This window comes from Stutzerimonas stutzeri, assembly GCF_018138085.1.
Classification (GTDB): domain Bacteria; phylum Pseudomonadota; class Gammaproteobacteria; order Pseudomonadales; family Pseudomonadaceae; genus Stutzerimonas; species Stutzerimonas stutzeri_AI.
The window spans coordinates 1,887,356-1,911,768 of record NZ_CP073105.1 but is presented as its reverse complement, the minus strand read 5'-3'; the positions used below and the strand labels follow the sequence as shown (position 1 = coordinate 1,911,768).

23 protein-coding genes are annotated in these 24,413 nt (G+C 62.5%); 7 read left to right on the top strand and 16 right to left on the bottom strand.

Annotated elements, in window-relative coordinates:
- Nucleotides 1-5: 5 nt before the first annotated feature.
- From KCX70_RS08930 to KCX70_RS08920, 3 genes are all read left to right on the top strand, one after another.
- Complete coding sequence (locus KCX70_RS08930; RefSeq protein WP_212619957.1) at nucleotides 6-146, top strand: helix-turn-helix transcriptional regulator; 141 nt, start codon at nucleotides 6-8, stop codon at nucleotides 144-146.
- 170 nt (nucleotides 147-316) lie between these two features.
- Nucleotides 317-1,639, top strand: a complete 1,323-nt coding sequence (gene rimO, locus KCX70_RS08925) for a 30S ribosomal protein S12 methylthiotransferase RimO (protein ID WP_212619956.1) — start codon at nucleotides 317-319, stop codon at nucleotides 1,637-1,639.
- Nucleotides 1,640-1,891: 252 nt separating this feature from the next.
- Complete coding sequence (locus tag KCX70_RS08920; protein WP_212619955.1) at nucleotides 1,892-2,557, top strand: TetR/AcrR family transcriptional regulator; 666 nt, start codon at nucleotides 1,892-1,894, stop codon at nucleotides 2,555-2,557.
- Between the two features lie 54 nt (nucleotides 2,558-2,611).
- Here the strand turns inward: KCX70_RS08920 and KCX70_RS08915 are convergent, their stop codons facing one another.
- The 5 genes from KCX70_RS08915 to betT form a co-directional block, all read right to left on the bottom strand.
- Complete coding sequence (locus tag KCX70_RS08915) at nucleotides 2,612-3,130, bottom strand: nucleoside 2-deoxyribosyltransferase (RefSeq protein WP_212619954.1); 519 nt, start codon at nucleotides 3,128-3,130, stop codon at nucleotides 2,612-2,614.
- A 24-nt stretch (nucleotides 3,131-3,154) separates the two neighbouring features.
- A complete protein-coding gene (locus KCX70_RS08910; RefSeq protein ID WP_212620305.1) occupies nucleotides 3,155-4,246 on the bottom strand; it encodes a calcium:proton antiporter in 1,092 nt (363 codons plus the stop codon).
- 459 nt (nucleotides 4,247-4,705) lie between these two features.
- Nucleotides 4,706-6,382: a choline dehydrogenase gene (gene betA, locus KCX70_RS08905; RefSeq protein WP_212619953.1), complete on the bottom strand. Its 1,677-nt coding sequence runs from the start codon at nucleotides 6,380-6,382 to the stop codon at nucleotides 4,706-4,708.
- 54 nt (nucleotides 6,383-6,436) lie between these two features.
- Nucleotides 6,437-7,909 carry a betaine-aldehyde dehydrogenase gene (gene betB / locus KCX70_RS08900; RefSeq protein ID WP_212619952.1) on the bottom strand — a complete coding sequence of 491 codons (1,473 nt, stop codon included), beginning with the start codon at nucleotides 7,907-7,909 and terminating at the stop codon, nucleotides 6,437-6,439.
- Between the two features lie 92 nt (nucleotides 7,910-8,001).
- Nucleotides 8,002-10,071, bottom strand: a complete 2,070-nt coding sequence (gene betT / locus KCX70_RS08895) for a choline BCCT transporter BetT (protein WP_212619951.1) — start codon at nucleotides 10,069-10,071, stop codon at nucleotides 8,002-8,004.
- A 372-nt stretch (nucleotides 10,072-10,443) separates the two neighbouring features.
- Between betT and tsaA the strand changes: the two genes are divergently transcribed.
- Nucleotides 10,444-11,142, top strand: a complete 699-nt coding sequence (gene tsaA / locus KCX70_RS08890; RefSeq protein ID WP_212619950.1) for a tRNA (N6-threonylcarbamoyladenosine(37)-N6)-methyltransferase TrmO — start codon at nucleotides 10,444-10,446, stop codon at nucleotides 11,140-11,142.
- Nucleotides 11,143-11,320: 178 nt separating this feature from the next.
- On the opposite strand, the gene KCX70_RS08885 is transcribed toward tsaA, so the two are convergent.
- The 8 genes from KCX70_RS08885 to KCX70_RS08850 form a co-directional block, all read right to left on the bottom strand.
- Nucleotides 11,321-13,858: a penicillin acylase family protein gene (locus tag KCX70_RS08885; protein ID WP_212619949.1), complete on the bottom strand. Its 2,538-nt coding sequence runs from the start codon at nucleotides 13,856-13,858 to the stop codon at nucleotides 11,321-11,323.
- A 68-nt stretch (nucleotides 13,859-13,926) separates the two neighbouring features.
- Nucleotides 13,927-14,391: a DUF2489 domain-containing protein gene (locus KCX70_RS08880; protein WP_212619948.1), complete on the bottom strand. Its 465-nt coding sequence runs from the start codon at nucleotides 14,389-14,391 to the stop codon at nucleotides 13,927-13,929.
- 7 nt (nucleotides 14,392-14,398) lie between these two features.
- Complete coding sequence (locus KCX70_RS08875; protein WP_021210128.1) at nucleotides 14,399-14,590, bottom strand: SEC-C metal-binding domain-containing protein; 192 nt, start codon at nucleotides 14,588-14,590, stop codon at nucleotides 14,399-14,401.
- 8 nt (nucleotides 14,591-14,598) lie between these two features.
- Nucleotides 14,599-15,096 carry an LEA type 2 family protein gene (locus tag KCX70_RS08870; protein ID WP_392603798.1) on the bottom strand — a complete coding sequence of 166 codons (498 nt, stop codon included), beginning with the start codon at nucleotides 15,094-15,096 and terminating at the stop codon, nucleotides 14,599-14,601.
- Nucleotides 15,097-15,248: 152 nt separating this feature from the next.
- The gene (locus KCX70_RS08865; RefSeq protein ID WP_212619946.1) at nucleotides 15,249-15,986 is read right to left on the bottom strand and encodes an S-methyl-5'-thioinosine phosphorylase; all 738 of its coding nucleotides are present in this window, start codon (nucleotides 15,984-15,986) and stop codon (nucleotides 15,249-15,251) included.
- A gap of 14 nt (nucleotides 15,987-16,000) precedes the next feature.
- Nucleotides 16,001-16,999, bottom strand: a complete 999-nt coding sequence (gene nagZ, locus KCX70_RS08860; RefSeq protein WP_212619945.1) for a beta-N-acetylhexosaminidase — start codon at nucleotides 16,997-16,999, stop codon at nucleotides 16,001-16,003.
- A gap of 16 nt (nucleotides 17,000-17,015) precedes the next feature.
- Complete coding sequence (locus KCX70_RS08855; RefSeq protein ID WP_212619944.1) at nucleotides 17,016-17,540, bottom strand: L,D-transpeptidase; 525 nt, start codon at nucleotides 17,538-17,540, stop codon at nucleotides 17,016-17,018.
- A gap of 39 nt (nucleotides 17,541-17,579) precedes the next feature.
- Nucleotides 17,580-18,287, bottom strand: a complete 708-nt coding sequence (locus tag KCX70_RS08850) for a TetR/AcrR family transcriptional regulator (RefSeq protein WP_021210133.1) — start codon at nucleotides 18,285-18,287, stop codon at nucleotides 17,580-17,582.
- A 194-nt stretch (nucleotides 18,288-18,481) separates the two neighbouring features.
- Between KCX70_RS08850 and lexA the strand changes: the two genes are divergently transcribed.
- Entirely contained in the window at nucleotides 18,482-19,090 is a 609-nt protein-coding gene (lexA, locus tag KCX70_RS08845; protein WP_102846096.1) for a transcriptional repressor LexA, read from the top strand.
- Between the two features lie 93 nt (nucleotides 19,091-19,183).
- Nucleotides 19,184-19,666 carry an SOS-induced cell division inhibitor SulA gene (sulA, locus tag KCX70_RS08840; RefSeq protein ID WP_212619943.1) on the top strand — a complete coding sequence of 161 codons (483 nt, stop codon included), beginning with the start codon at nucleotides 19,184-19,186 and terminating at the stop codon, nucleotides 19,664-19,666.
- A gap of 71 nt (nucleotides 19,667-19,737) precedes the next feature.
- On the opposite strand, the gene KCX70_RS08835 is transcribed toward sulA, so the two are convergent.
- The gene (locus tag KCX70_RS08835) at nucleotides 19,738-19,974 is read right to left on the bottom strand and encodes a hypothetical protein (protein WP_021210136.1); all 237 of its coding nucleotides are present in this window, start codon (nucleotides 19,972-19,974) and stop codon (nucleotides 19,738-19,740) included.
- Nucleotides 19,975-20,133: 159 nt separating this feature from the next.
- On the opposite strand from KCX70_RS08835, the gene KCX70_RS08830 reads away from it, so the two are divergent.
- Nucleotides 20,134-20,973 (top strand): DMT family transporter, encoded by an 840-nt coding sequence (locus KCX70_RS08830; RefSeq protein WP_212619942.1) that lies wholly within the window; start codon nucleotides 20,134-20,136, stop codon nucleotides 20,971-20,973.
- Nucleotides 20,974-21,006: 33 nt separating this feature from the next.
- Here KCX70_RS08830 and KCX70_RS08825 read toward each other — a convergent pair whose 3' ends face one another.
- Together KCX70_RS08825 and topA are read right to left on the bottom strand one after the other, a co-directional pair.
- Nucleotides 21,007-21,525 carry a DUF6586 family protein gene (locus KCX70_RS08825; protein WP_212619941.1) on the bottom strand — a complete coding sequence of 173 codons (519 nt, stop codon included), beginning with the start codon at nucleotides 21,523-21,525 and terminating at the stop codon, nucleotides 21,007-21,009.
- A 146-nt stretch (nucleotides 21,526-21,671) separates the two neighbouring features.
- Entirely contained in the window at nucleotides 21,672-24,281 is a 2,610-nt protein-coding gene (gene topA / locus KCX70_RS08820) for a type I DNA topoisomerase (RefSeq protein ID WP_212619940.1), read from the bottom strand.
- Between the last annotated feature and the right edge of the window lie 132 nt (nucleotides 24,282-24,413).

Genomic DNA, 24,413 nt, shown 5'->3' with positions numbered 1-24,413 from the left:
AGCCGTTGGCGATCTGGTGGATCTTGCGCGGTTGCCGCACCTATTTCGCCAGGGCGTTCAAGCAATTCGTGGGCTGCACCCCGAGCGAATATCGCCATGGCACCGGCCCGGAAGACCAGCCAGCGCTACTCGAACTGAGCCTGTAGCACGGCGCGCTTGGGCGTCCCCGGCCGCGTCGACAACACCCACATGCCCGAATCGCTTATAACGGGACGCTCCCGACCCGCTCGCACATACGACGGCCGACATGGCTAAAAAATATCCAGCTCTGTATACTCGCGCGCCTTTTTCATGCGCTGTTTCGAGGTCATTGTCGATGAGCAAAACGCCAACAGTCGGGTTCGTCAGCTTGGGTTGTCCCAAGGCAACCGTCGACTCCGAACGCATCCTGACTCAGCTGCGCATGGAGGGTTACCAGATCGTGCCCACCTATCAGGACGCCGACGTGGTGGTGGTCAACACCTGCGGTTTCATCGACAGCGCCAAGGCCGAATCGCTGGATGCCATCGGCGAAGCCATTGCCGAGAACGGCAAGGTGATCGTCACCGGCTGCATGGGCGTGGCCGAAGACAGCATCCGCAACGTGCACCCCAGCGTGCTGGCCGTCACCGGCCCGCAGCAGTACGAGCAGGTGGTCAACGCCGTACATGAAGTGGTGCCGCCGAATATCGATCACGATCCCTTCGTCGACCTGGTGCCGCCGCAGGGCATCAAGCTGACCCCGCGCCACTACGCCTATCTGAAAATTTCCGAAGGCTGCAACCACACCTGCAGCTTCTGCATCATCCCCTCCATGCGCGGCAAGCTGGTCAGCCGCCCGGTGGGCGATGTGCTCAGTGAGGCCGAGCGCCTGGTCAAGGCCGGGGTCAAGGAGATCCTGGTGATTTCCCAGGACACCAGCGCCTACGGTGTCGACATGAAGTACAAGACCGACTTCTGGAACGGCCAACCGGTCAAGACGCGCATGCTGGAGCTCTGCCAGGCGCTGTCGAGCATGGGCGTTTGGGTGCGTCTGCACTACGTCTACCCGTACCCGAACGTCGACGACGTGATTCCGCTGATGGCCGAGGGCAAGCTGCTGCCCTACCTGGACATTCCCTTCCAGCACGCCAGCCCGAAAGTGCTCAAGGCTATGAAGCGTCCGGCCTTCGAGGACAAGACCCTGGCGCGCATCAAGAAGTGGCGCGAGATCTGCCCGCAACTGACCATCCGTTCGACCTTCATCGTTGGCTTCCCCGGCGAGACCGAGGAGGACTTCCAGTACCTGCTCGACTGGCTCACCGAGGCGCAACTGGACCGCGTCGGTTGCTTCCAGTACTCCCCGGTCGAGGGCGCGCCAGCCGAGACGCTGGACCTGGAGCCGGTACCGGACGAGGTCAAGCAGCAGCGCTGGGATCGTTTCATGGCCCACCAGCAGGCGATCAGCGCCGCTCGCCTGGAGCGCAAGATCGGTCAGGAAATCGAAGTACTGATCGACGAAGTCGATGAAGACGGCGCGATCGGCCGCTCCTACGCCGACGCCCCGGAGATCGACGGCATGGTCTATGTCGACAGCGAACAGCCGTTGCAGCCCGGCGACAAGGTCTGGGTCCGGGTAACCAACGCCGACGAGTACGATCTCTGGGCCGAGACCATCTGAGGGGCAGCCCGTCAGGCAGAGCCGTCCAAGGCTCTGCCATAGGCTGTGAAGATGTCCAGTCCGCGCTCGCGGCCGGTTGGCAGGCAGAAAACGGACGCCGTTCAATACCGGCCATGGCGGGCATGCGGCCCGCATCGCGCCGTAACCCGAGTGGCGGTTGGTTCCTGTCGTGAGGAAAATCGGCCGCAGCCGCCTACGCTAGCATTAGGAAGCGCATCGGACCCGAGATGTCGCCAGCACAGGGAACGGACCATGAATACCTTCGACGCCACGCTCACCCACACGCCCACCGTCGGCAAACGCACCGGCAAGATTCGCCAGAAGAACGAGGAGCTGATCCTCTCGGCGGCCGCGGAAGAGTTCGCCCGCTATGGCTACAAGGGCACGAGCATGAACGCGATCGCCCTGCGTGCTGCACTGCCCAAGGCCAATCTGCACTACTACTTCACAAGCAAGCTGGGGCTTTACGTCGACGTGATGCGGCACATCCTCGAGCTCTGGGACAACGCCTTCGACAACCTCACCGTCGAGGACGACCCGGCTACCGCACTGGCCGCCTACATCCGCACCAAGATGGAGTTCTCCCGCAAGCAGCCGCAGGCCTCGAAAATCTTCGCCATGGAAGTCATCAGTGGCTGCGAATGCCTCTCGGAGCATTTCAACGAGGACTATCGCGAATGGTTTCGCGGTCGCGCGGCGGTGCTGCAAGCCTGGAGCGATGCGGGCAAGATGGACCCGATCGATCCCATGCATCTGATCTTCCTGATCTGGAGCAGCACCCAGCACTACGCCGATTTCTCCGACCAGATCCGACGCATCACGGGCCAGCGCCGGGTAACCAAGGACGACTTCGCACGCGGCACCGAGACGCTGATCCGGGTCATCCTCAAAGGTTGCGGCCTGACCCCGCCGACGTGATGCCCGAAGCGCCACCACCCAAACCGATTCAGCAGCTTCATCTGCCCGGCGGGCCTAGCGATGCTCCCTGAGCCTCTCAGCCAGGCAGCGCATCGCCTCCCGAGGGCCACCGACGACCAGTTGCGACGGCACTGCCAGCATCAGGTTCAGCGGCAGATCGAAGGCTTCCAGCAGCAACCCGTCGCAGTCGAAGCCGGGTTCTCCGCACAGGTGCGCAAAGCGCTGCTGAAGGCGCTCGGCATAGCTGCCGGTCCCCTCCAGATAGCCCACGACCGGCTTGCTACGCGCCACGGCATAGCCGACTTCGAAGCTGGTACCGCTGTCCGGTTCGCCGCCGCGGAAGAAGTTCAGGTCGGCGATCACCGCATCGGCCTGCTCCAACAAGTCGAGATTGGCCTGGTAGATCCAGGCCGCTTGCTCGCGAGCGCCGACGATATGGCGCGGCACCTGCTTGTCCAAGGGATACAGCCCGATGAAGCCGAACTCGGCGCAGAGCGCCTTGAGTCGCTCGCCATGCTCTAGCGCATCGGCGCGGAACACGCCAGGGCCGGCGAGGTAGATGCGTACGTCCATGAAAATCCGTCACGCTGACGGGCTTCAGAGCCCGATCAGCGAAAGCATGATGAAAGTGGCGAAGAGCACGAAGTGGGTCATGCCCTCGATCGCGTTGGTCTCGCCGTCGTTGAGGTTGATGGCCGCGACGATCAGGGTGATGAAAACCATCACCGTCTGCACCGGCGTCATCGCCATCTGAAACGGTTGGCCACTATACAGCGCCAGCGCTTCCATGACCGGCACGGTGAGGATGACTGTCGACAACGAGGCGCCGAGGGCGATGTTCACCACCGATTGCATGCGGTTGGCCAGGGCCGCGCGCAGGGCCGTGAGAATTTCCGGGCTGGCCGAAATCGCTGCAACCACCAGCGCCGCGAGCATCGGCGGTGCCCCGCTGCCCTTCAGGCCGACGCTCAAGGTCTGCGACATCACCTCGGCCAGGGCACCGATCAGCACCACGCCGACGCAGAGCAATATGATCGAACGGCTGCGACTGGTCGGCGGGTGCTCGGCGTCCGGCTGCTTCTTGCGTTTGCGCTTCTCCGGATAGCTGTAGCTGAAAAAGTAACTGTGCGCGCCGACCTGCATGCGCAGGAAAACACCGTAAAGCAATAGCATGGCGCCGATGGTGAACGCCGAATACATGCGCCAGTCCTCGCGCGGGATGAATTCCGGCACCACCATCGATACGCCCATGGCCGTCAGGATCATCACGCTGTAGGTGCGGGCCGAATCGTCGTTGTAGGGCTGTTCGCCGTGGCGCAACCCGCCCAACAGCGCCGCGAGGCCGAGAATACCGTTGAGATCGAGCATCACCGCCGCGTAGATGGTGTCGCGCACCAGCGTTGGCGATGGCTCGTGGGACATCATGATGCCGAGTATCACCACCTCCACCAGCACCGCCGACAGGGTGAGGATCATGGTGCCGTAGGGATCGCCGACCTTTTCGGCAAGGATCTCGGCATGGTGCGCCACCCGCACCGACGCCAGCACGATGGTCAGCACCAGAACAGCCGTAGCCGCCAACGCCGCCACCCGGCCGCCGTGAACGAGATAGCCCTCGAGGCTATAGGCAAGTCCCGCCATCACGAGCGCGGCGACGAGGAAGGCTTCGTCTTTCAGGGTCTGAAACATAAGGACATCTCTTGAGGGCATGTCGTCATCGGACGCACCGAGCCGTGGCAAATATCCATTGATCCGCGCTTTCTCGGATCGATGGCGAGCCAGATCGGTCATCAGTGGCCTGCCGGGTTGCCGGAGCCCGCACCCACTCGCTACCCGGCAGCGCGCTGCAACGCCAATATGCGCTTGCGCCTTGCCACCTGCATTCCATCAGCAGTGCACGCCGGCTTGTAACGCAGCCAGGCCTTGAAACCGCCATCCGAAGGACGGCGTGTCGGCCATCCGCGGCCAGGCCCCTTGGATAGGCGAGGCTCCAAGCGGGGCTGAGCCTGCGAAGCAACCGCTGGCACCTGGCTTGCCCCGATACCAGCCGCTCGCGTCTTCGGCCATGCCACAGCGGCTGAACTGCAGACGCGGCAAGCGACTGACCACCAGGACATCCAAGCCAAGGTCCGGCGTCCGGTTTTCGCCTCAGCTACGCAGCGGCGGCCGGCGCACAGGCGCGCCATGGGCCACGTAGTAGGCGGCTGTGCTGCGTGGTAGCGGCTGTCGACCGCGAATCCGATCGGCGATTTTCTCGGCGATCATGATGGTGGTGGCGTTGAGGTTCCCAGTAATGATCTGCGGCATGATCGATGCGTCCACCACACGCAAGCCTTCCACGCCATGCACACGCCCCTGCCCGTCGACTACTGCCATCTCGTCCATTCCCATCTTGCAGGAGCAAGACGGGTGATACGCCGTCTCGGCGTGCTCGCGCACGAAGGCGTCCAGGTCCGCATCGCTCTGCGCCTGGGCGCCTGGGCTCAGCTCCTTGCCGCGATAAGGATCCAGCGCCGGCTGGCCAATGATCTCGCGGGTCAGGCGGATGCCATCGCGAAACTCCTGCCAGTCCTGCTCGTGGGACATGTAGTTGAAGAGGATGCTCGGATCGACTCTCGGGTCGGTCGAGCGGATTTCGATGCGGCCGCGGCTGGGCGAGCGCATCGAGCCGACGTGTGCCTGGAAGCTGTGCCCGTCATAGGCGTTGCTGCCGTTGTAGTTGACCGCCACCGGCAGGAAGTGGAACTGGATATTCGGCCACTCGAACGCTTCGCGGCTGCGAATGAAGCCACCGGCCTCGAACTGGTTGCTGGCGCCGATCCCAGAGCCCAGGAACAGCCACTCGGCGCCGATCGCCGGCTGGTTCCACCATTTCAATGCCGGGTACAGCGACACCGGCTTCGTGCACTCGTACTGCAGGTACATCTCCAGGTGATCCTGCAGGTTCTGTCCGACGCCAGGCAAGTCCTCGACCACCGGAATGCCGAGATCCTTGAGCAGTGGCGCCGGCCCGACACCCGAACGCTGCAGCACCTGCGGCGAGGCGATGGCACCGCCGCAGAGCAGCACTTCGCGACGCGCCCGAGCGATGGTTGGCTGCGCGCTGCCGCGCAGGTAATTGACGCCGACGGCACGCTTGCCTTCGAAGAGGATGCGATCGGTCACCGCGTGGGTCACGATGGTCAGGTTCGGGCGCTCCTTCGCCTGGTCGAGGTAGCCCCGCGCCGTGCTGGCACGGCGGCCGTTCGGTGTGACGGTGCGATCCATCGGCCCGAAGCCTTCCTGCTGAAAGCCGTTGAGGTCCTCGGTCCGCGGATAGCCGGCCTGCACACCGGCCTCGACCATGGCGTGGAACAGCTCGTTGTTGCCGGCTTTGGGGGTGGTCACGCTGACCGGGCCATCGCCGCCGTGGTAGTCGTTGGGGCCGATGTCGCGGGACTCGGCCTTGCAGAAGTACGGCAGGCAGTCGAGGTAGGTCCAATCCTCAAGTCCCGGCGTCTTGGCCCAGTTGTCATAGTCCAGCGCGTTGCCGCGGATGTAGCACATGCCGTTGATCAGCGATGAGCCGCCCAGCCCCTTGCCGCGGCCGCAGTCCATGCGGCGATTGTTCATGTGCGGTTCGGGATCGGTCTTGTAGGCCCAGTTGTAGCGCGTGCCCTGCAGCGGGTAGGCCAGCGCCGCCGGCATTTGCGTGCGGAAGTCGAAACGGTAATCGGGGCCTCCGGCCTCCAGCAGCAGGACGCTGACCTCAGCGTCCTCGGTCAGGCGCGCCGCCAGGGTGTTACCGGCGGAGCCCGCGCCGACGATGATGTAGTCGTATTCCATGATCCTCCTCCTCGCCATGCCTGGCCCAGGGCCCGGGCACGGCCTGCGCGGGTGCTAGAAAACCGAGGCGAAGTCGCCCAGTTCCACCTGCACGGATTTCAACCGCGTGTAGTGCGCCAGCGATGAGATGCCGTTTTCGCGGCCGATGCCGGATTGCTTGTAGCCGCCGACCGGCATCTGTGCGGCCGACTCACCCCAGGTGTTGATCCAGCAGATGCCGGCTTCCATCTGGTGGATGATGCGGTGGGCGCGCGCCAGATCGCGTGTCACCACGCCGGCGGCCAGCCCGTAGTCGGTGGCATTGGCACGACGCACCGCCTCCTCTTCGTCGTCGTAGGCCAGCAGGCTGAGCACCGGGCCGAAAATCTCCTCCCGCGCGATAATCATGTCGTCGGTGCAGTCGCTGAAGATGCTCGGCTCGATGTAAGCGCCCCGGCCGAATTCGCCGTGGGTAACGCGCGCACCGCCACATAGCAGCCGTGCGCCCTGCGCCTTGCCCTTGGCGATGTAATCGAGCACTTTCTGCATGTGAGCGAAGCTGACCATGGGACCGAAAGTGGTCGCCTCGTCCTGTGGATCGCCCATGCGCACGCGCTTGATCCGCTCCAGCAGCATTCCCTCGAACTGGCCGAGCAGCCCGCGTGGCACGAACACCCGTGTGCCATTGGTGCAGACTTGCCCGGCGCTGAAGAAGTTGGCCATCATGGCGATGTCCGCTGCCCGATCCAAGTCGGCGTCTTCGCATACGATCAGCGGTGACTTGCCGCCCAGCTCCATGGTCACCTCCTTGAGCGAAGAGCTGGCAGCGCTGGCCATGACCTTCTTGCCGGTGCTCACGCCGCCGGTGAACGACACCTTGGCGATGCGTGGGTGCTCGGTGAGCATGGCGCCGATTTCGCCACCGGTCCCCGTCAGCACATTGAACACACCCGCCGGCAGGCCAGCCTCGGTGAAAATCTCCGCCAGTTTGAGCGCACTCAACGACGTCACTTCGCTCGGCTTGAAGATCATCGCGTTACCCGCTGCCAGTGCCGGTGCGGCCTTCCACAAGGCGATCTGGATCGGGTAGTTCCAGGCGCCGATCCCGGCCACCACGCCGAGGGGTTCACGCCGGGTATAGACGAAGCTGGAATCACGTAGCGGTATCTGCTCGCCTTCGATCGCTGGCGCGAGCCCGGCGTAATATTCGAGCACGTCGGCACCGGTGACGATATCGACGCTGCGCGTCTCCATCAGGGGCTTGCCAGTGTCCAGGGTTTCCAGCAGGGCCAGCTCATCGTTGCGTTCACGTAGTAGATCGACTGCCTTGCGCAAGACTCGCGAACGCTCCATGCCGGTCAGCGCGGCCCAGACCTTCTGCCCGGACTCGGCACTGGTCACCGCATGTTCGAGATCGCTACGGGTCGCCTGGGCAACTTCGGCGAGCACCTCGCCATTGGCTGGGTTGATGCTTTCGAACACCTCCCCTCCGCTGGCCTCGACGTAGTCTCCTGCGATGTAGAGTCGTTGCCTTGGAAAACGGGGCATATTCACCTCTCTCGAAACGGTTTGGGGCAGCCGGCCACGCCGCTACCCGGATTGGCGAAGGGCGGCGAACCTGCCGGTTCGCCGTACCGTGCTCAGCTGGCGCCTGGCGCGGTGCCCGGTTCTGATGCGCTGTCGGCCAGGCTGCCTTTCTCGCGCTGCAGATGCAGGAACTCCATGTGATGCTCATAGTGATCGAGGACGTCTTCGATCAGCTGCCGTTTGGAGTAGCCCATCAGGTCATAGCCGAGACTCCCCTGGCGCAGGTGCACTTCGAGGCGGTAGTAGTGCGCCCGGCTGCTTTGGGTACGCACCGCGAATGACGGCATGGCGCTGCGCACGGGCCAGATCTGGTAGGTGAAATCCTGCTCGCTGCCTAGGTTGACGTTGAGCGCCAGGTGTTCGTTGCCCGCCTCACCTTCGATGATTTCCACCGGCACGCCCTTTTCGCCCAGGGCTTGGCGGATTTCCTCCATGGCCGGCTTGCACACCTCATGCAGGTAGCGGCGAATCTGCGAGCGGCTGGGGAAGCTCATCGCGCGGGACAGTCGCTGGCTCCAGTTCATGTGCGCATGCTCGAGCGTCGCCCGGCCTGACAAATGGCCGGAAAGGCTCTTCTGGTAACTGTCGGCCATCACGCCTTCAACATGCAGGGCCTTGAACAACCCGACCATCATGAACAACAGGACGATGGAAAACGGCAGTCCCATGATCACCACGGTCCCCTGCAACGCCGTAAGCCCACCAGCGATCAGCAGCGCCAGGGTCAGCACACCGATGATCGCGGCCCACAGGACGCGCATCCAGACCGGCGCATCGCTGTTCACATCCTTGAGGATCGAGGTGAAGTTGGACAACACCAGCGACCCAGAGTCGCCGGAGGTGACGAAGAAGACAATCGCCAGAACGGTCGCAACCGCGGTTGTCAGGCCGGCCCAGGGCAGGCTCTGGAGGAACAGATAGATCGACGAACCCGGGTTGCTGACGGCCTGCACGCCGAGTTCAGCCGCACCGTTCATGACCATGTCTATGGCGCTGTTACCCATGATCGACATCCAGGCCATCATGAAGGCCAGCGGCAGCAACAACGTGCCGACGACGAATTCCCGAATGGTCCGACCGCGCGAGATGCGCGCCAGAAAAAGACCTACGAAAGGCCCCCACGCAATCCACCAGGCCCAGAAGAAGACCGTCCAGGCATTCAGCCAGTCGGTGGGCTGGTCATAGGCGTAGGTATCGAAAGACAGGCTGATGAAATTGGAGAAGTAATCGCCAACGTTCATCACCAGAGCGTTGAGCAGGAAGGTGGTCTTGCCCGCGAACAGCACGAACAGCAGCAGCAGGACCGCTAACAGCATGTTGAATTCGGACAGTCGGCGGATGCCGCGTTCGACGCCCGTGGCGGCCGAGATTGCCGAAAACACCACGATCAGCACCACTAGCACGGCCTGGGTGAACGTACCCTCGGGTACACCGAAGATGTAGTTCAGGCCGAAATTGAGCTGAATGATGCCGATACCCAGACTGGTGGCGATCCCGAATACGGTTCCCAGCACCGCGGCCGTATCCACGGTGTGGCCAATGGGGCCGTAGATGCCTTTACCGAAGATCGGGTAGAGCGAGGAGCGGATCGACAGCGGCAAGCCCTGACGAAAGCTAAAATAGGCCAATGACATGCCCACCAGGGTATAGACCCCCCAACCGGATAAACCCCAGTGAAGAAAGGTCAGCTCCAGCGCATGGCGCGCCGCCTGCACGGTACCGCCCTCACCCACCGGGGGCTCGAGGTACTGGGTGATGGGTTCGGCGATGCAGAAGAACAGCAGGTCGATACCGATGCCAGCCGAGAACAGCATCGCCGCCCAGGTGATCACATTGAACTCGGGCTTGGAATGATCAGGGCCCAGCCGGATCTTGCCGTAACGGCTGGTGGCGATGATCACTACGAAGATCAGGTAGACCAGCACGGCGAGAAAATAGAACCAGCCGAAGGTGTTGGATATCCAGCCTAGAACGGCGTTTATGACGGCGAGGGACGATGTCTGGAAGAACATTGCCCAGATGGCGAAGAGCACGATGGCAATCGCCGAACTATAGAAAACCACGGGATTGATGCGATCGTGCGGTGCGGCGGTGGTACCGGATGAGAGCTCAGCCTCGTTCATCAGTTCTATCTCCTGAACTTGTTCTGGCTTTTATGACATTGCGAAGCGATGAATGGCGTCAGGTTGTCTGCATGGTTTCATGGGACCACGCCACGCCCACCTGAAAGTGGCAGTGCCTCAGGCACGTCAGAGTCTGCCGGCCACGAGGCACGGCGCATGAATGTGAAACGGAACAGCGATACCTCAGAAAATAGCCTATATCCGAAAAAAGGGCGGCTATTGTACAGATGCCTGCGGCGCCTGCCGAAGCGCACCGACCCGCAGGACTATTCGGACCGCCTCCTGCACAGCAATGCGAACGCGGCCTCGATCATCGAACCCGCCGCGAGTACAGGTAAGATGGCCGCCCACGTTTCCCACCGCGGCCACGATATGTCTTACTCCGTCACCCCTATCGGCATCGTCCGCTCCTGTTTCAAGGAAAAGTTCGCCATCCCGCGCCAGCCGCAGCTGGCGCCGGCAGCACGGGGCGTTCTGGAGTTGCATCCTCCTTTCGATCAGGCGCACGCGTTGGAGGGGCTCGAGCAGGTGAGTCATGTCTGGCTGCTGTTCATGTTCCACCAGGCACTCGAGGCCGAGCCCCGCCTGCGCGTCCGCCCGCCGCGTCTGGGCGGCAACCGCATGGTCGGTGTGTTTGCGACCCGCGCGACCCACCGCCCCAACGGCATCGGCCAGTCGGTTGTCAGGCTCGAGCGGATCGAGCCCGGCCGTCTACATCTGTCGGGGATCGACCTGCTGGATGGCACGCCGGTGCTGGACATCAAGCCTTATGTCCCCTACGCCGACAGCGTCGCCGAGGCACGCAATGACCTGGCAGCCGCCGCACCCGAACCCATCGCCGTCCACTGGACCGAGACGAGCCTGGAGCAGGTCCGTCGCGAGGCGATTCGCCTTGAGGAACCCTTGCAGGCGCTGATCGAACAGTGTCTGGCGCAGGACCCACGACCGGCCTACCAGACGCCCGCTCCAGACCGTCGCTACGGCACCCGCCTCTGGGATGTGGACGTGCGCTGGCACTACCCGGATCCTGCTTCGATCACTGTAGTGGAAGTGTCGCGGGCACAGCGCTAGTCCGCTCGGCGGGCTTTCAGCGACGCACTACGCGCTCAGCTCGGCTGCTTCGGCAAGGCGAATCTGTTCACGGCCTCCGGCGCCACTTGCTTGAACGTGAGCAACCAAGCCTCGGCGGGCCGACGACGGGAGCCAACCCGATGCGTGCGTGAGGCCCGCGTCGCCACCGGCCATACCATTACGGGCGCGCCGGAGTAAGCAGCAAGCGCTGGGTACCGTAGACCTTGTCCAGGTTCTGGGGCTGGAACGGAAAGCTCATGTAATCGCCCTTCAACCAGGCCTCGATGCCGTCGGCATAATGCGGGCTGGCCGGGTTGCCGGATTGGCCGGAGCTATTGAGCCCGATCATCGGCTCGTCGCGCCCGAAGTCGACGACGATGCGCATCGCTGGGATCAGCCAGGTATCGAAATTGTCACCCCAGCGGTAGGCCGACACGTTGAGGGTGCTGTGGTCACCACCTGCCGCGTAGGGTCCGCGATCCAGATAGCCGCTGATGGCATTGATGCCGGCGCGCTGGCTGGCGGGCAGATGAGGCGCCAGCTGGGTGCTGCCGGTCTGCCAGGTGTAGGTGTGCAATTTGCCCCAGCGCCAGGCGTTGCGATCGGTGCCCTGCGAAGCCTCCATACGGCTGATCGCCGCGGCGAGGGAGCGCGCCAGTATGGCCGGTTTGTCTTCTCGCTGCGGAGTGCTCAGGTCATCCCAGAACGGGCTGTCGTCGCGGGCCAGCAGGTGATCGGCCTGCGCGGAATAGGAGGTGTTCGCCGTCTCGACGAGCGCCTTCCACGCCGCGCCGTCTTCGGGTCCCAGCTCGTCCAGGAACGTCTGGCGCGCGGACTCCATGAGGAAGGCTTCATACAGCGCCGCGTCGGCGGAGTCCGCACTGAGCTTGCCATCGAAGCTCAGCAGCCGTGACAGCCCCTCGCGCGCTCGCCCTCGCTGAGGCTCGGCAAGGGCATCGATGGCCGCGCGCAGCGGCTCGGCCATGCCTGGCGCCTCGAACATCGCTTTCAGCTTGGTGGAAAAGATCGTCGTCTGGTCGTACTGCATGGCCATGGCACTGCGGCTGTCCTGCTTGCCATGAGCCAGCAACTGACCGATACGTTCGGCCCGCTCCGGGTAGAACCAGGAATTGGACAGCTGCATGCCATAGCCCTTGGGTACCGTGCGCTGATTGGCCGTTGCCAGCCAGCCTTGCGCCGGGTCCTGGTCATAGGGGTGCAGCATGGGATCGGCGAAGCCATCCCAGTCGTATTGACCGTTCCAGCCCGGCGAGGGCACCAATCCCAGGCCTTCACGGCGGTTCGGGTAGCGCCCGGTCACTTGCCAGCCGATGCCCTGCTGGTCGGCAAAGACGATATTCAGCGCCGCCGCGCGGATCTCACGGCTCGCCTCGAATGCCTCATCCACCGATTGGGCGCGGCTCAGGTCGAAGAACGCATCGAGCGACTGGTCGGCTTCGAACTGGATCGTCTTCAACGCCAGCCCGTAACCGCTGCTCAGCTGCAGCGGCTGCATGGGATGCTTGCGTTCGCCCAGCACGCTGTTGAGCAAGGGGCCGTTACGGGTCTCGTAGACCGTTTCGCGGATCGGCCGCTCACCCTTGATGAAAAAGGTCTCATGGCGCTCACGTGCCGGCACCCACTTGCCGTCGGCCAGATACATCAGACGCCCGCCTTCGCGGCGCACCTGCTCGAGGAACAGATCCTGGGTATCGCCCATCACCATGGTCATGCCCCAACCCAGCTTGCCATTGAAGCCGGCAACCACGGCGGGCACGCCTGCGATGGTCACCCCTGCCGCCTGGAACTTCGGGGAGCGTATCTGCACGAAATTCCAATACGAGGGCATCGACAGTGGCAGGTGCGTATCGTTGGCCATCAGCGGCTTGCCGCTGCGGGTGTTGCTGCCGGATACCGCCCAGTTGTTGGAAGCGGCCACACCCAGCATGTTCAGCGAAGCCACCTGCGCAGCCGCGCTGTCGAGCGCGGCAAGCCCGGGTATCTCTCCGCCCAGCTTCAGGCCCTTCAGCTTGTCCGCCTCGGCGAATTGAAGCGGCTCATCGGGATAGGTGGGCAGCAACCAGGCAAGGCTGTCGCTGCCCACCTTCTGCGCCATGACCAGCGACGCGATTTCCTCCTGAAGATTGACCGCCAGGCCAAAATTCAACAGGCAGAACACCAGTACCGAATCTTCGGGTTTCCAGTACTCGGGCGTGTAACCGGCCGCCGCCAGATCCATCGGCAACTTGTCGCGATGACGGAACAGGTAGGCGTTGACGCCCCGCGCGTAGACCTCGAAGAAGCGCTTCATGCGCGGCGAGCTCTCCCGATACAGCAACGCAGCGCTTTGACGCAGGTTCGCCGCACGCATGAAGCGGTCGATCTCCAGCACACCCGGGCCGGCCATTTCCGCCAGCCGGCCTTCGGCCATGAGGCGCAGGCTGACCATCTGGCTCAGACGATCGGTCGCGTGCACATAGCCGAGACCAAACAAGGCATCGTGGAACGTCGCGGTCTCGATCAGCGGCACGCCCAGCGCGTTGCGCCGGATACTCACGCTCTTGTCCAGACCGGTAATCGCCTGGACACCCTGCGCTGGCGGCAGGCTGTCAGCGTAGCGACTGTCCAGATAGGGCTGACAACCCGCAAGCGCGCCAGCGACTAACGCAGCGCCGAGGGTCAGACGAGGCAGAACGAACGGCAGACGCAACGACATCAACGGCTCCTTGCAGACGGGGCACTATCGGACAGAAAAGGACAGAGATTGGTAGACGGCGCCGCCACTCAGGCGGCTTCGCGATTCTTCGGCAAGGCTTCGTCGAGAAGCCAGCGGGCCGAACGACGGGCCTCGGCCTTGTGCTGCAACTCCAGCGCACTGAAACTGGCTTCGTGACGGCGTCGTTCGGTTTTATCCAGCGCCTTCCAGGCGGAATGCGTGGGCACCTGTTCGGTGGCCTCGAACAGGACCTGAAAGACCTGGCAGCGCGGATCCTGGCCCAGGTTGGAATCGTAATTGTCCAACAGGACCTTGATCCGTATCGCGCCCTCGATCAGCGGTACCTGTTCGTCGAGAAGACTGCTGGCAAGCACCCGCAAATCGGCCGCGAGGGCGGCATGTTGCTGCGCCTGCTGCTCGGCCAATGCCTGCTCCCTATGCCAGACCTTGCGCCACAAATGCAGCGCATAGGCGGCCAGCGCCGCGATCAGCAGCAAACCGGCGACGAGCAGCGCGACGGCGAGCGGTGTCATGAGCGGATCAGGCTCCGTGGCACTTCTTGAATTTCTTCTGGCTGCCACAGGGGCAAGGATCGTTACGGCCGACATCCTTCAGCGGATTGCGCACCGGATCATGGCTGTGGTTGCAATGCGGACCGTGGACGTGGTCATGATGCGCATGGTCGTGATCGTGATTGCAATCGGGACCGTGTACGTGGGTGTCGTGATTCATCGATGTCGCTACTCCGGAATAAAGTTGCCGGGAATTATCTCGCCATTGGTGGCGATGTGCACGCGCCGTCCAGCCAGTAGACCCGTTTTCAACTCACCTTCCAGACGATAGGAGATGGGCCGGTCCGGCTTCTCCAACAGCCGTACGATGTATTTCATGTGCCGCCAGAGGTTGGTCTGAACCGGCACCTCATAGTACTCGGAGCCATGTGCGGGCACCGTGGCCCAGCCACTGGACTCACCGCTCGCCAGTTCGATGTCGTTGAGATGGACCCTGTAGACGAGCCCGCGAACCGGCAAACTCTGCTCATTGGGATTATCGATTCGAAACCGCAGCATGAACTGCTGTTCGAGAAGCCTGGCCTTGATGATTTCGACATCGGTGAGCTGGACGCGGGGATCCTGGAAATCGCTGCTGAACCAGGTCGAACACCCAGCGATTGCGGACAGCAAACCCAGCAAAACCACCGCTTTCGTCATTCTTCTTATAGTTGCGTGGCAAGGCATTCCGATACTCCAGAGGACGGCCAAGTGTAGCAAGCGGCAAACTGCCTGCAATGGGTGTTCGGCGAAAAATAGCAGCGACTTTTCATGCCCTTGCCGTCGTCGCCAATGGCCGTCGCAAACCGGTCCGAACCGCCTGCCGTCGGCTGGACGGATCAGCCAGCAAGCGCACGCGCCAGCACGGCGCGTGTCTTGACGATGCCCTCCGCCAGAGCGGCCTCGATCTCCGCCATGGTAATGATTCCCTGGGTCTTGCCGGCCGCAGGATTGACCACCAGCGCCAGACAGGCGTATGGCAATTCGAGCTCGCGAGCCAGGACCGTCTCGGGCATGCCCGTCATACCGACGATGTCGCAACCGTCACGCTCCATCCTGGCGATTTCGGCCACCGTCTCCAGCCGCGGGCCTTGAGTACAACCATAGACGCCATGACTGCTGAACAGAAAACCCTCGGCGGCCAGGCCGGCAATCAGACGCTGGCGCAACGGCTCATCGTAGGGGTAGCTGAAGTCGACGTGGGTGACGTGCTCGATATCCCCTTCGAAAAAGGTATGCGCGCGGCCATAGGTGTAATCGATCAATTGATGCGGCACGCAGAGATGCCCTGCCCCCATGGCCGAGTGAATGCCACCGACGGCGTTGACCGCGATGATTGCCTGTGCGCCGGCCTGCCGCAGCGCCCAGAGGTTGGCGCGGTAATTAACCTGATGCGGGGGGATACGGTGCGGATGGCCGTGACGAGCCAGGAACAGCACGTCCCGACCGGCGTAGGTACCACGCAGAACATCTGCCGACGGCGCACCATAAGGCGTTTCCATCGGCACCGCCTGGTCCAGGACAAGGCCGGGCAGCTCGGTCAGGCCGGTGCCGCCGATAATGGCATAGACAGTCATCTGGGTTCCTTGAGTCAAACGATCAGTTCAGCGGCTTGCAATGCCGCCACGGATGCGCGCCAGCGCGGATCCTGTTTGTATTCCAGCGAAACGGACGCGCGCCGGCGCATGTTCGCCAGCGCCGGAGACGGTTGGACGCCAAACCGCTGCAGCGCCGACAGTGCCAGCTCGGCAGCGCCTCGGTCATTGCATACCAGCCCCATGTCGCAGCCTGCAGTCAATGCTGCCTCGATGCGGCTCGCCGCGTCGCCGACGACGTGCGCACCGGCCATCGACAGATCGTCGCTGAAGATCACGCCGCGAAAACCCAACTCATTACGCAGCACGTTCTGTAACCAGCGACGCGAAAAACCGGCCGGCTTGTCGTCCACCTGCGGATAGATCACATGCGCCGGCATCACCGCGTCCAGCGCGTTGGACAGGCGCTGGAACGGAATCAGGTCAGCGCGGCGTAGCTCATCCAGACCGCGCTCATCGACTGGAATCGCGACGTGTGAATCGGCTTCGGCCCAACCATGCCCCGGGAAGTGCTTGCCCGTAGCCGCCATCCCAGCGCTGTGCATACCCTTGATGAACGCCCCGGCCAATGCGGTGGCTCGTTGTGGATCACCCTCGAACGCCCGGCTACCCACCACGGCGCTGCGTTGATGATCGAGATCGAGTACCGGCGCGAAGCTGAAATCCAGGCCAACGGCCAGCACCTCGGTGGCCATCACCCAGCCACAGATTTCGGCCAACTGCTCAGCATCGCGGTGCGTGGCGAAGTCACGCATTGCCGGCAGGCGAACAAAATCGCGTCGCAGTCGCTGCACACGGCCGCCCTCCTGATCGACAGCCAACAGGATATCGGGCCGTACGGCACGGATCGCGCGACACAGATCCTGCACCTGACTCAGATGTTCGATATTACGGGCGAACAGAATCAGTCCGCCTACTTCCGGCTGGCGCAGTATTTGGCGGTCCTCGGCGGTCAGCCAGGTGCCGGCGATGTCCAGCATCAGTGAGCCTTGCATGATATTGGGCAAATCCTTAATTCAGCGTTGCGCTCGACCAGTCAGGGCAGGCTGCTTCCTCTATCTGCACGGCACAGCCAACCGGTACGCGAGAGAAAAGGTCGAGCAGATCGGCATTGCGCAGCCTGATGCAACCATGGGAAAGCGGCACGCCCATGGGCTCCGAATCAGGCGTGCCATGCAGATAGATGTAACGGCGGAACGTATCGACCGGGCCCAGGCGATTGAACCCTGGCTCACAACCGCTGAGCCAGAGGATCCGGGTCAGGATCCAATCGCGCCCAGGGAACTGCTCATGCAGATCCGGATTCCAGACCTCACCGGTCCACCGGCGGCCACGCAGAACGGCACCGAGGGGCAACCCATCACCTATGCGCGCACGCACCTGATGGCGGCCACGCGGGGTACAACCGGAACCATTGTGTTCGCCGACGCCGTTACGCGCGGTAGACACCGGCAAGCGGACGCGCAGATGGCCGTCGGAGAATCCGTACAGCATCTGGTCGGCAATCGAAACATGAAGAAAATCGAGATCAGGCATGGGCGGCAAGCTTAGCCGATACGCGCCTGCCCTTGCACCTTACCCCTTTGCGGGCATTGCCAGGGCATTGCGACGGGCGACCGGATGCGCCTGCGCCAGACGCTCGTCGACCACGCCGGAGTCGGCGCGCATCCCGGCGGCGAGGAACGGCACCATCATTCGCATGACCTGCTCGATGGACGTCTTGGCGCCGAAATCATTCTCGGCAATAGCGCGCAATGCCTTGATACCCGACATGCTGAACGCCGCCGCACCCAGCATGAAGTGCACGCGCCAGAACAGCTCGATGGGCGGAATGGACGGAGCGGCCTCATGCACACGCATCATGTAGCGGCGAAACACCTTGCCGTACATGTCTTCGAGATAGCGACGCAGGTGGCCCTGGCTCTGGCTGAAGGAAAGACCCAGCAGGCGCATGAAGATCGACAGGTCGTCACCGCTGCGCGGCGTCACCGCGAGCGCCTGCTCGACCAGAATCTCCAGTAGCTCCTCAAGATTTTCCTTTCGGTCGGACTGCGCTTCGCGCCGGTCCAGTTCCCGCTCCAGACTGGCGCAGAACGGACCGAGAAAGCGTGAAAACACCGCCTGGATAAGCGCTTTCTTCGAGCCGAAGTGATAGTTCACAGCGGCCAGGTTCACCCCGGCCTTGCTGGTGATCAGGCGCAACGAAGTCTCGGCGAAGCCCTTCTCGGCGAACAACTGTTCCGCCGCATCCAGAATACGCTCCACTGTTTCAGACTGCGCCATGCCCCCTCCCCTGACAAACACTCGTTTGAAACTTACGTTTCAACCTATACCAAGTCAACCACGAAATCGTTAGAAGGCCCGTTCGGCGTGGCAAAGCTTGCACCAAGCCGCTCCGGGCCTCAACCAAACAAAGATTGCCAAGCATCAAGCACTGTATATAATCCCAGTCACTGTATAAAAGAACAGAGACCGCCATGATCAAGCTGACCCCTCGCCAGTCGGAAATTCTCGCCTTCATCAAGCGCTGCCTGGAGGACAACGGCTATCCGCCGACGCGGGCGGAGATCGCTCAGGAGCTGGGTTTCAAGTCACCCAATGCCGCTGAGGAACACCTTAAGGCGCTCGCTCGCAAGGGCGCTATCGAGATGACGCCCGGCGCGTCGCGCGGGATACGTATTCCGGGCTTCGAAGCGTCGACTGAAGAGAGCGGACTGCCAGTCATTGGCCGGGTCGCGGCCGGTGCGCCGATCCTCGCGCAGCAACACGTTGAAGAATCCTGCCAGATCAACCCTTCATTCTTTCAACCGAAAGCCGATTACCTACTGCGGGTACGAGGCATGAGCATGAAGGACATCGGCATATTCGACGGCGACTTGCTAGCCGTGCATACCACGCGTGAGGCGCGTAACGGACAGGTGGTGGTGGCACGCATCGATGATGAAGTCACGGTAAAACGCTTCAAGCGCGAAGGCAGCAAGGTCTGGCTACTTGCCGAGAATGCCGAGTTCGCCCCGATCGAGATCGATCTCGAACAACAGGAACTGGTAATCGAAGGCTTGAGTGTCGGCGTGATACGCCGCTAGCGACCAGCAGAGAGCGTGGGCGTAGGCAAGACGAGGCTGTTTCAACAAGTATTGGCAATGCAGGTCGTTTCAACGCCTGCCAAGGAGAGGTTTATGCAGTACCAACCCCAACCCATCGCAGGCCAGCCACCCCAGCTCTCGTTGTTCGAAGGGCTGATCGCACGCAGCCTGGCACCGTTCGCGAGCGTTACCAGCACGGCCATCCCGCAACCTGCGGACGATCGCCTGAGCGAAATGACGCTGAGCGGCAGCGGTGATCACTGCCGCCTATTGCTGGCGCCCATCCTGCGCGAGTTCAGCGAGGCGACCGATACGCGGTGGCTGACCCTGATCGCGCCGCCCGCCGCCCTTTCGCAAAGCTGGCTACGGGAAGCCGGGCTAAATCGTGACCGCATCCTGTTATTGCAGGCCCGCGAGACGCAGGCCACGCTCGAGCTGGCATGCAAGGCGTTGATGTCCGGCTGCAGCCACACGGTCATCACCTGGTTTCCACGCCTCGACAAGGCCAGTCGACTGAAGCTCTGCGTGGCAGCGGCTCAAGGCAACGCACAAAGCCTGAACATTCGCCTGGGCTAACCCATTCAGTTCTCGGCATATGGACGTGCCGAAACCCGCCCAAGGCCATTCGCCCTTCGCACCGCCACTCCTCAATGCAGTACGCGCGGACCTTCTTCTTCCCGCTCGAACTCCCCTTCCGACACCCGCCCCGCCATCTGCACACCGACGTTGAACATCGCCTTGGCAATTTCGACATGCTGACCTTGCAAAAACACCTTGGCATCGTCGGAGAAATCCAACGTCACCAGTACACCCTCATCCTCAGCACGACGCAAAACGATACTGCCGTCGGGTAGCTCGACGATTTCCAAAAAAGACGTTGGCATGAGTCTGCTCCCCGTTAAACGGCGCATTGTACCAGCCGACCGCGCCAGAGGCAGCTTTGGTGTCTGCGGGCCAGGAGCTGCGTCACTCTCCTGCGGACAGTGGCAGCCGGCAGTGATGCCACAGTACGATGCAAGCTCTATCCCCGATCGGGCGCCACAATGACCGCTAGAACCCTGCTGTTAACGGCGTTGGCCATGCTCGCCTTCGCGGGCAATTCACTGCTATGCCGCGCGGCGCTGCGAGACAGCCAGATCGACCCGGCCAGCTTCACCGCGCTGCGCCTATTCGCCGGTGCTCTGGTGTTGTGGCTGCTGCTGCACACACGCAAGCGTGCCGCCACGGTGCCGGGCAACTGGGCCGGCGCCTTTTCGCTGTTTATCTATGCCGCAGCGTTCTCTTACGCCTACCTGCACCTTGATGCGGGCGCCGGTGCGCTATTGCTGTTCGGCGCCGTGCAATTGAGCATGATCACCTGGGGGCTGCTCAGGGGGGAGCGCTTGCATCGCTTGCAGGTAGTCGGATTGGTGCTGGCGGCGGCCGGACTGGTCGCCCTGCTTCTCCCCGGCACGAGCACCCCGTCGTTATCGGCATCATGTCTGATGGTGCTGGCGGGCATGGCGTGGGGCGCGTATTCGCTACTGGGAAAAGGTACGCCCGACCCGCTCGCCGCCACGGCCGGCAATTTCATCCGCACTCTGCCCATCGTCGCAGTGCTGTGCCTGGTGGCACTGGGCTCGCTCGAATGGGACAGCGCCGGCGTGGTGTATGCGCTGTTATCTGGAGGGCTTACCTCCGGTATCGGCTACGCCATCTGGTATGCGGCGATGCCTGGGCTGGCCGCGATACAAGCGGCCAGCGTGCAGCTGAGCGTTCCGCTCCTCACGGCGCTGGCAGGAAGCGTGCTACTGGGTGAAAGTCTGACGGGCAGACTGATGCTGGCCGGGGTTGCGATCCTCGGCGGCATCGCCTTGGTGCTGCGATACAAGCATCGGACGTGACGCGAAACCGAGTCTCTTGATTCGCGTCGTTACCTACCACTCGGTAAGCGACTCGCGAAAGCGCAAGGCCAGTTCCTTCAGATTGCCTCGCCAGGTTTCCACCTCGTCGCGCCCCAGTGGCGGTACGTCCTCCTCCACGCTAACCGCCTCGATCAGCGGCATGGTCGGGTCGGTCTTGGTTTTGGCTGGCGCACGTGGCGGCTCGAACAAAGCGGCATGGGCCTTCAGCAACTGGGCGAGCCAGGTCTCGCCGTGTTCGGCCAACTCGGTCAGCTCGGCCAACTCCGGGCTCGGCGATACGCTGTTCGGCGAACGCACCAGCAGCATCTCCACCCGGGGCGCGGTAGCGCCGGGCAACCGGTAGTAGCCAGCAATCTCGTGGCATAAACCCAGCAGCGCGCCGTAGAGATGGAACAGGCTGGCTTCCCGCTCGGCCTGGATCAGGCCGGGTGCGTTCATCGCCCCCTTTTCTTCGGCCCGCCGCCAATTCTCGAGCGCAAGCCCGGCGAAATAGATCTTCTGATTGGTACGGGTGTAGAGCTCATGAGCCATGGCGGGTGGACCTCGTAGATGAGCTGAAGCTGGAAAGTATGGCGACAGACGCAGAAATCGCAATTCGAACACCTGAATCCGGGAGGTGGAGCTGAAGTCGACACACGTCCGGCCTTCAGCCCAAAGCGCCCTTATCGGCTTTTAGCCTACTTGGTGCTCTTGTCTTCCACCTTCCATTTTCCGCCGTCGAAGAAGGCTTTCCAGCCGGTCGGCTTGCCGTTGACCTCGGTTTGCACATATTGCTCCTTGGTCTTGCGGCTGAAGCGGATCACGGCTGGGCGGCCCTCCGGGTCCTTCTGCGGCGCGCTCAGCAAGAAATGATACTTCGGATCGATTTCATCCTTGTGCGGGATCAGCTCCTGCACCAGCGGTGCGCGGGTTTCGCGGTTTTTCGGGAACTGGCTGGCAGCCAGGAACAGCCCGGATGCACCGTCACGCAACACGTACGTATCGTCGACCTTTTCGCACTTGAGCTCGGGCATCTTCACCGCATCCATCTTCGGCGGCGCCGCCTCGCCGTTGCGCAGCAGCTTGCGAGTGTTCTTGCAGTCGGCGTTGGTACAGCCGAAAAACTTGCCGAAACGACCAGTCTTCAGCTGCATCTCGCTGCCACACTTGTCGCACTCAAGGCTCGGCCCTTCATAACCCTTGATACGGTATTGGCCTTCTTCGATCTCGTAGCCACTGCAATCGGGATTGTTGCCACAGATATGCAGCTTGTGGGTCTCGTCGAGCAGATAGGCGTCCATGGCCGTGCTGCAGATCGGGCAGCGGTGTTTGCCAAGCAGCACGCGAGACTCGGACTCACCCTCGTCGTCGGCGGCAATCTCGTCGCCCGGAATCAGGTTGACGGTGGATTTGCAGCGCTCTTTCGGCGGCAGGCTGTAGCCGGAGCAACCGAGGAACACACCGGTGGACGCGGTGCGAATCATCATCGGCCGGCCGCAGACCTTGCAGGGAATGTCGGTCAGCGTGGGCTGGTTGGCGCGCATGCCATTCTCGCTGGCTTCGGCCACCTCGAGCTTCTTGCGGAAGTCACCGTAGAACTCGTCGAGCAGATGCTTCCACTCACGCTCGCCTTGGGCGACATCGTCGAGATTCTCCTCCATGCCGGCGGTGAATCCGTAATCCATCAGGTTGTTGAAGCTCTCCGAAAGGCGCTCGGTCACGATGTCGCCCATTTTCTCGGAATAGAACCGGCGGTTGTGCAGCGACACGTAGCCGCGATCCTGAATGGTCGAAATGATCGCCGCGTAGGTCGATGGACGACCAATCCCGCGCTTTTCCATTTCCTTGACCAGGCTCGCTTCGGAGTAGCGCGCCGGCGGCTTGGTGAAATGCTGGCTCGGATCGAGCTTGATCAGCTTCATCGCCTCGCCCTTGTTCATCTCCGGCAGCACATCGTCTTCACCGCTCTTGCTCTGCTGCGGCATGACTTTGGTGTAACCGTCGAATTTCAGGATCCGCCCCTTGGCACGCAGCTCGAAGTTGCCGGCGGTGACGGTAACGCTGGTTGACAGGTACTGGGCTGGAGGCATCTGGCACGCCACGAACTGGCGCCAGATCAGGTCGTAAAGGCGCTCGGCATCGCGCTCCATGCCCGATAGCTGAGCGGGACGCAGGTTGACGTCGGAGGGGCGAATCGCTTCGTGGGCCTCCTGCGCGCCTTCCTTGCTGGAATAGAAGTTCGGCTTCTCCGGCAGGTACTTGTTGCCGAACTCGTCCTCGATGAAGTCGCGCACCATGTTCAGCGCGTCGGCCGAGAGATTGGTCGAATCGGTACGCATATAGGTGATGTAGCCGGCTTCGTAGAGCCGCTGCGCCATCATCATGGTTTTCTTCACGCCGAAACCGAGTCGGTTGCTCGCCGCCTGTTGCAGGGTCGAGGTGATGAACGGCGCCGAAGGCTTGCTGCTGGTCGGCTTGTCTTCGCGCTTGGCGACGCTGTAGTTCGCACCCTTCAGATGCTCCAGCGCAGCCATGGCATGGCTTTCGTTCAATGGCTTGAACGCCTCGCCATTTTCGCGAGCGACCTCGAACCGGACCTTGGCGTTGTCGCCCGTGGCGAGATCGGCATGGACCTCCCAATACTCCTCTGGCACGAAGGCGCGGATTTCTCGCTCACGCTCGACGACCAGCTTTACCGCAACCGACTGGACGCGACCGGCGGACAGACCGCGGGCGATCTTCGACCATAGCAACGGCGAGACCATGTAACCGACTACACGATCGAGAAAACGCCGCGCCTGCTGCGCGTTGACCCGGTTAATGTCCAGATCGCCCGGCTTGGAGAACGCTTCCTGAATCGCCTTCTTCGTGATCTCGTTGAACACCACGCGCTTGTAGCGGCTGTCATCGCCACCGATGGACTCGCGCAGGTGCCAGGCGATGGCCTCCCCTTCTCTATCCAAGTCGGTCGCGAGATAGATGGTGTCGGCTTCTTTGGCCAGGCGGCGAAGCTCCTCGATCACCTTCTCCTTACCGGGCAGGATCTCGTACTTGGCCTTCCAGCCATGTTCGGGGTCGATGCCCATGCGCGCGAACAGCTGGCGCTTGGCCTTTTCCTTCGGCGACAACGCCGGCGCCTCGGCGGCGGCCGCCTTGCCGCGCTTGACGGGCTCCTTGTTGGCAGAGCCGCTGGTGGGAAGGTCGCGGATATGGCCGATACTCGACTTCACCACGTACTGGTTGCCCAAATACTTGTTGATTGTCTTGGCCTTGGCCGGTGATTCCACGATGACCAGCGATTTACCCATGGAGAGGAGAGTTCCTGAATCGAGAGGTGAACTGAAAATATTGAACCGGCATGAGCCAAGTGCTGAAAAGCGCCCAGCCTGCCAGAAAGAAGCGAAGCAGTCTTTTCACGGACTGCAAGAGCATTCAATTGC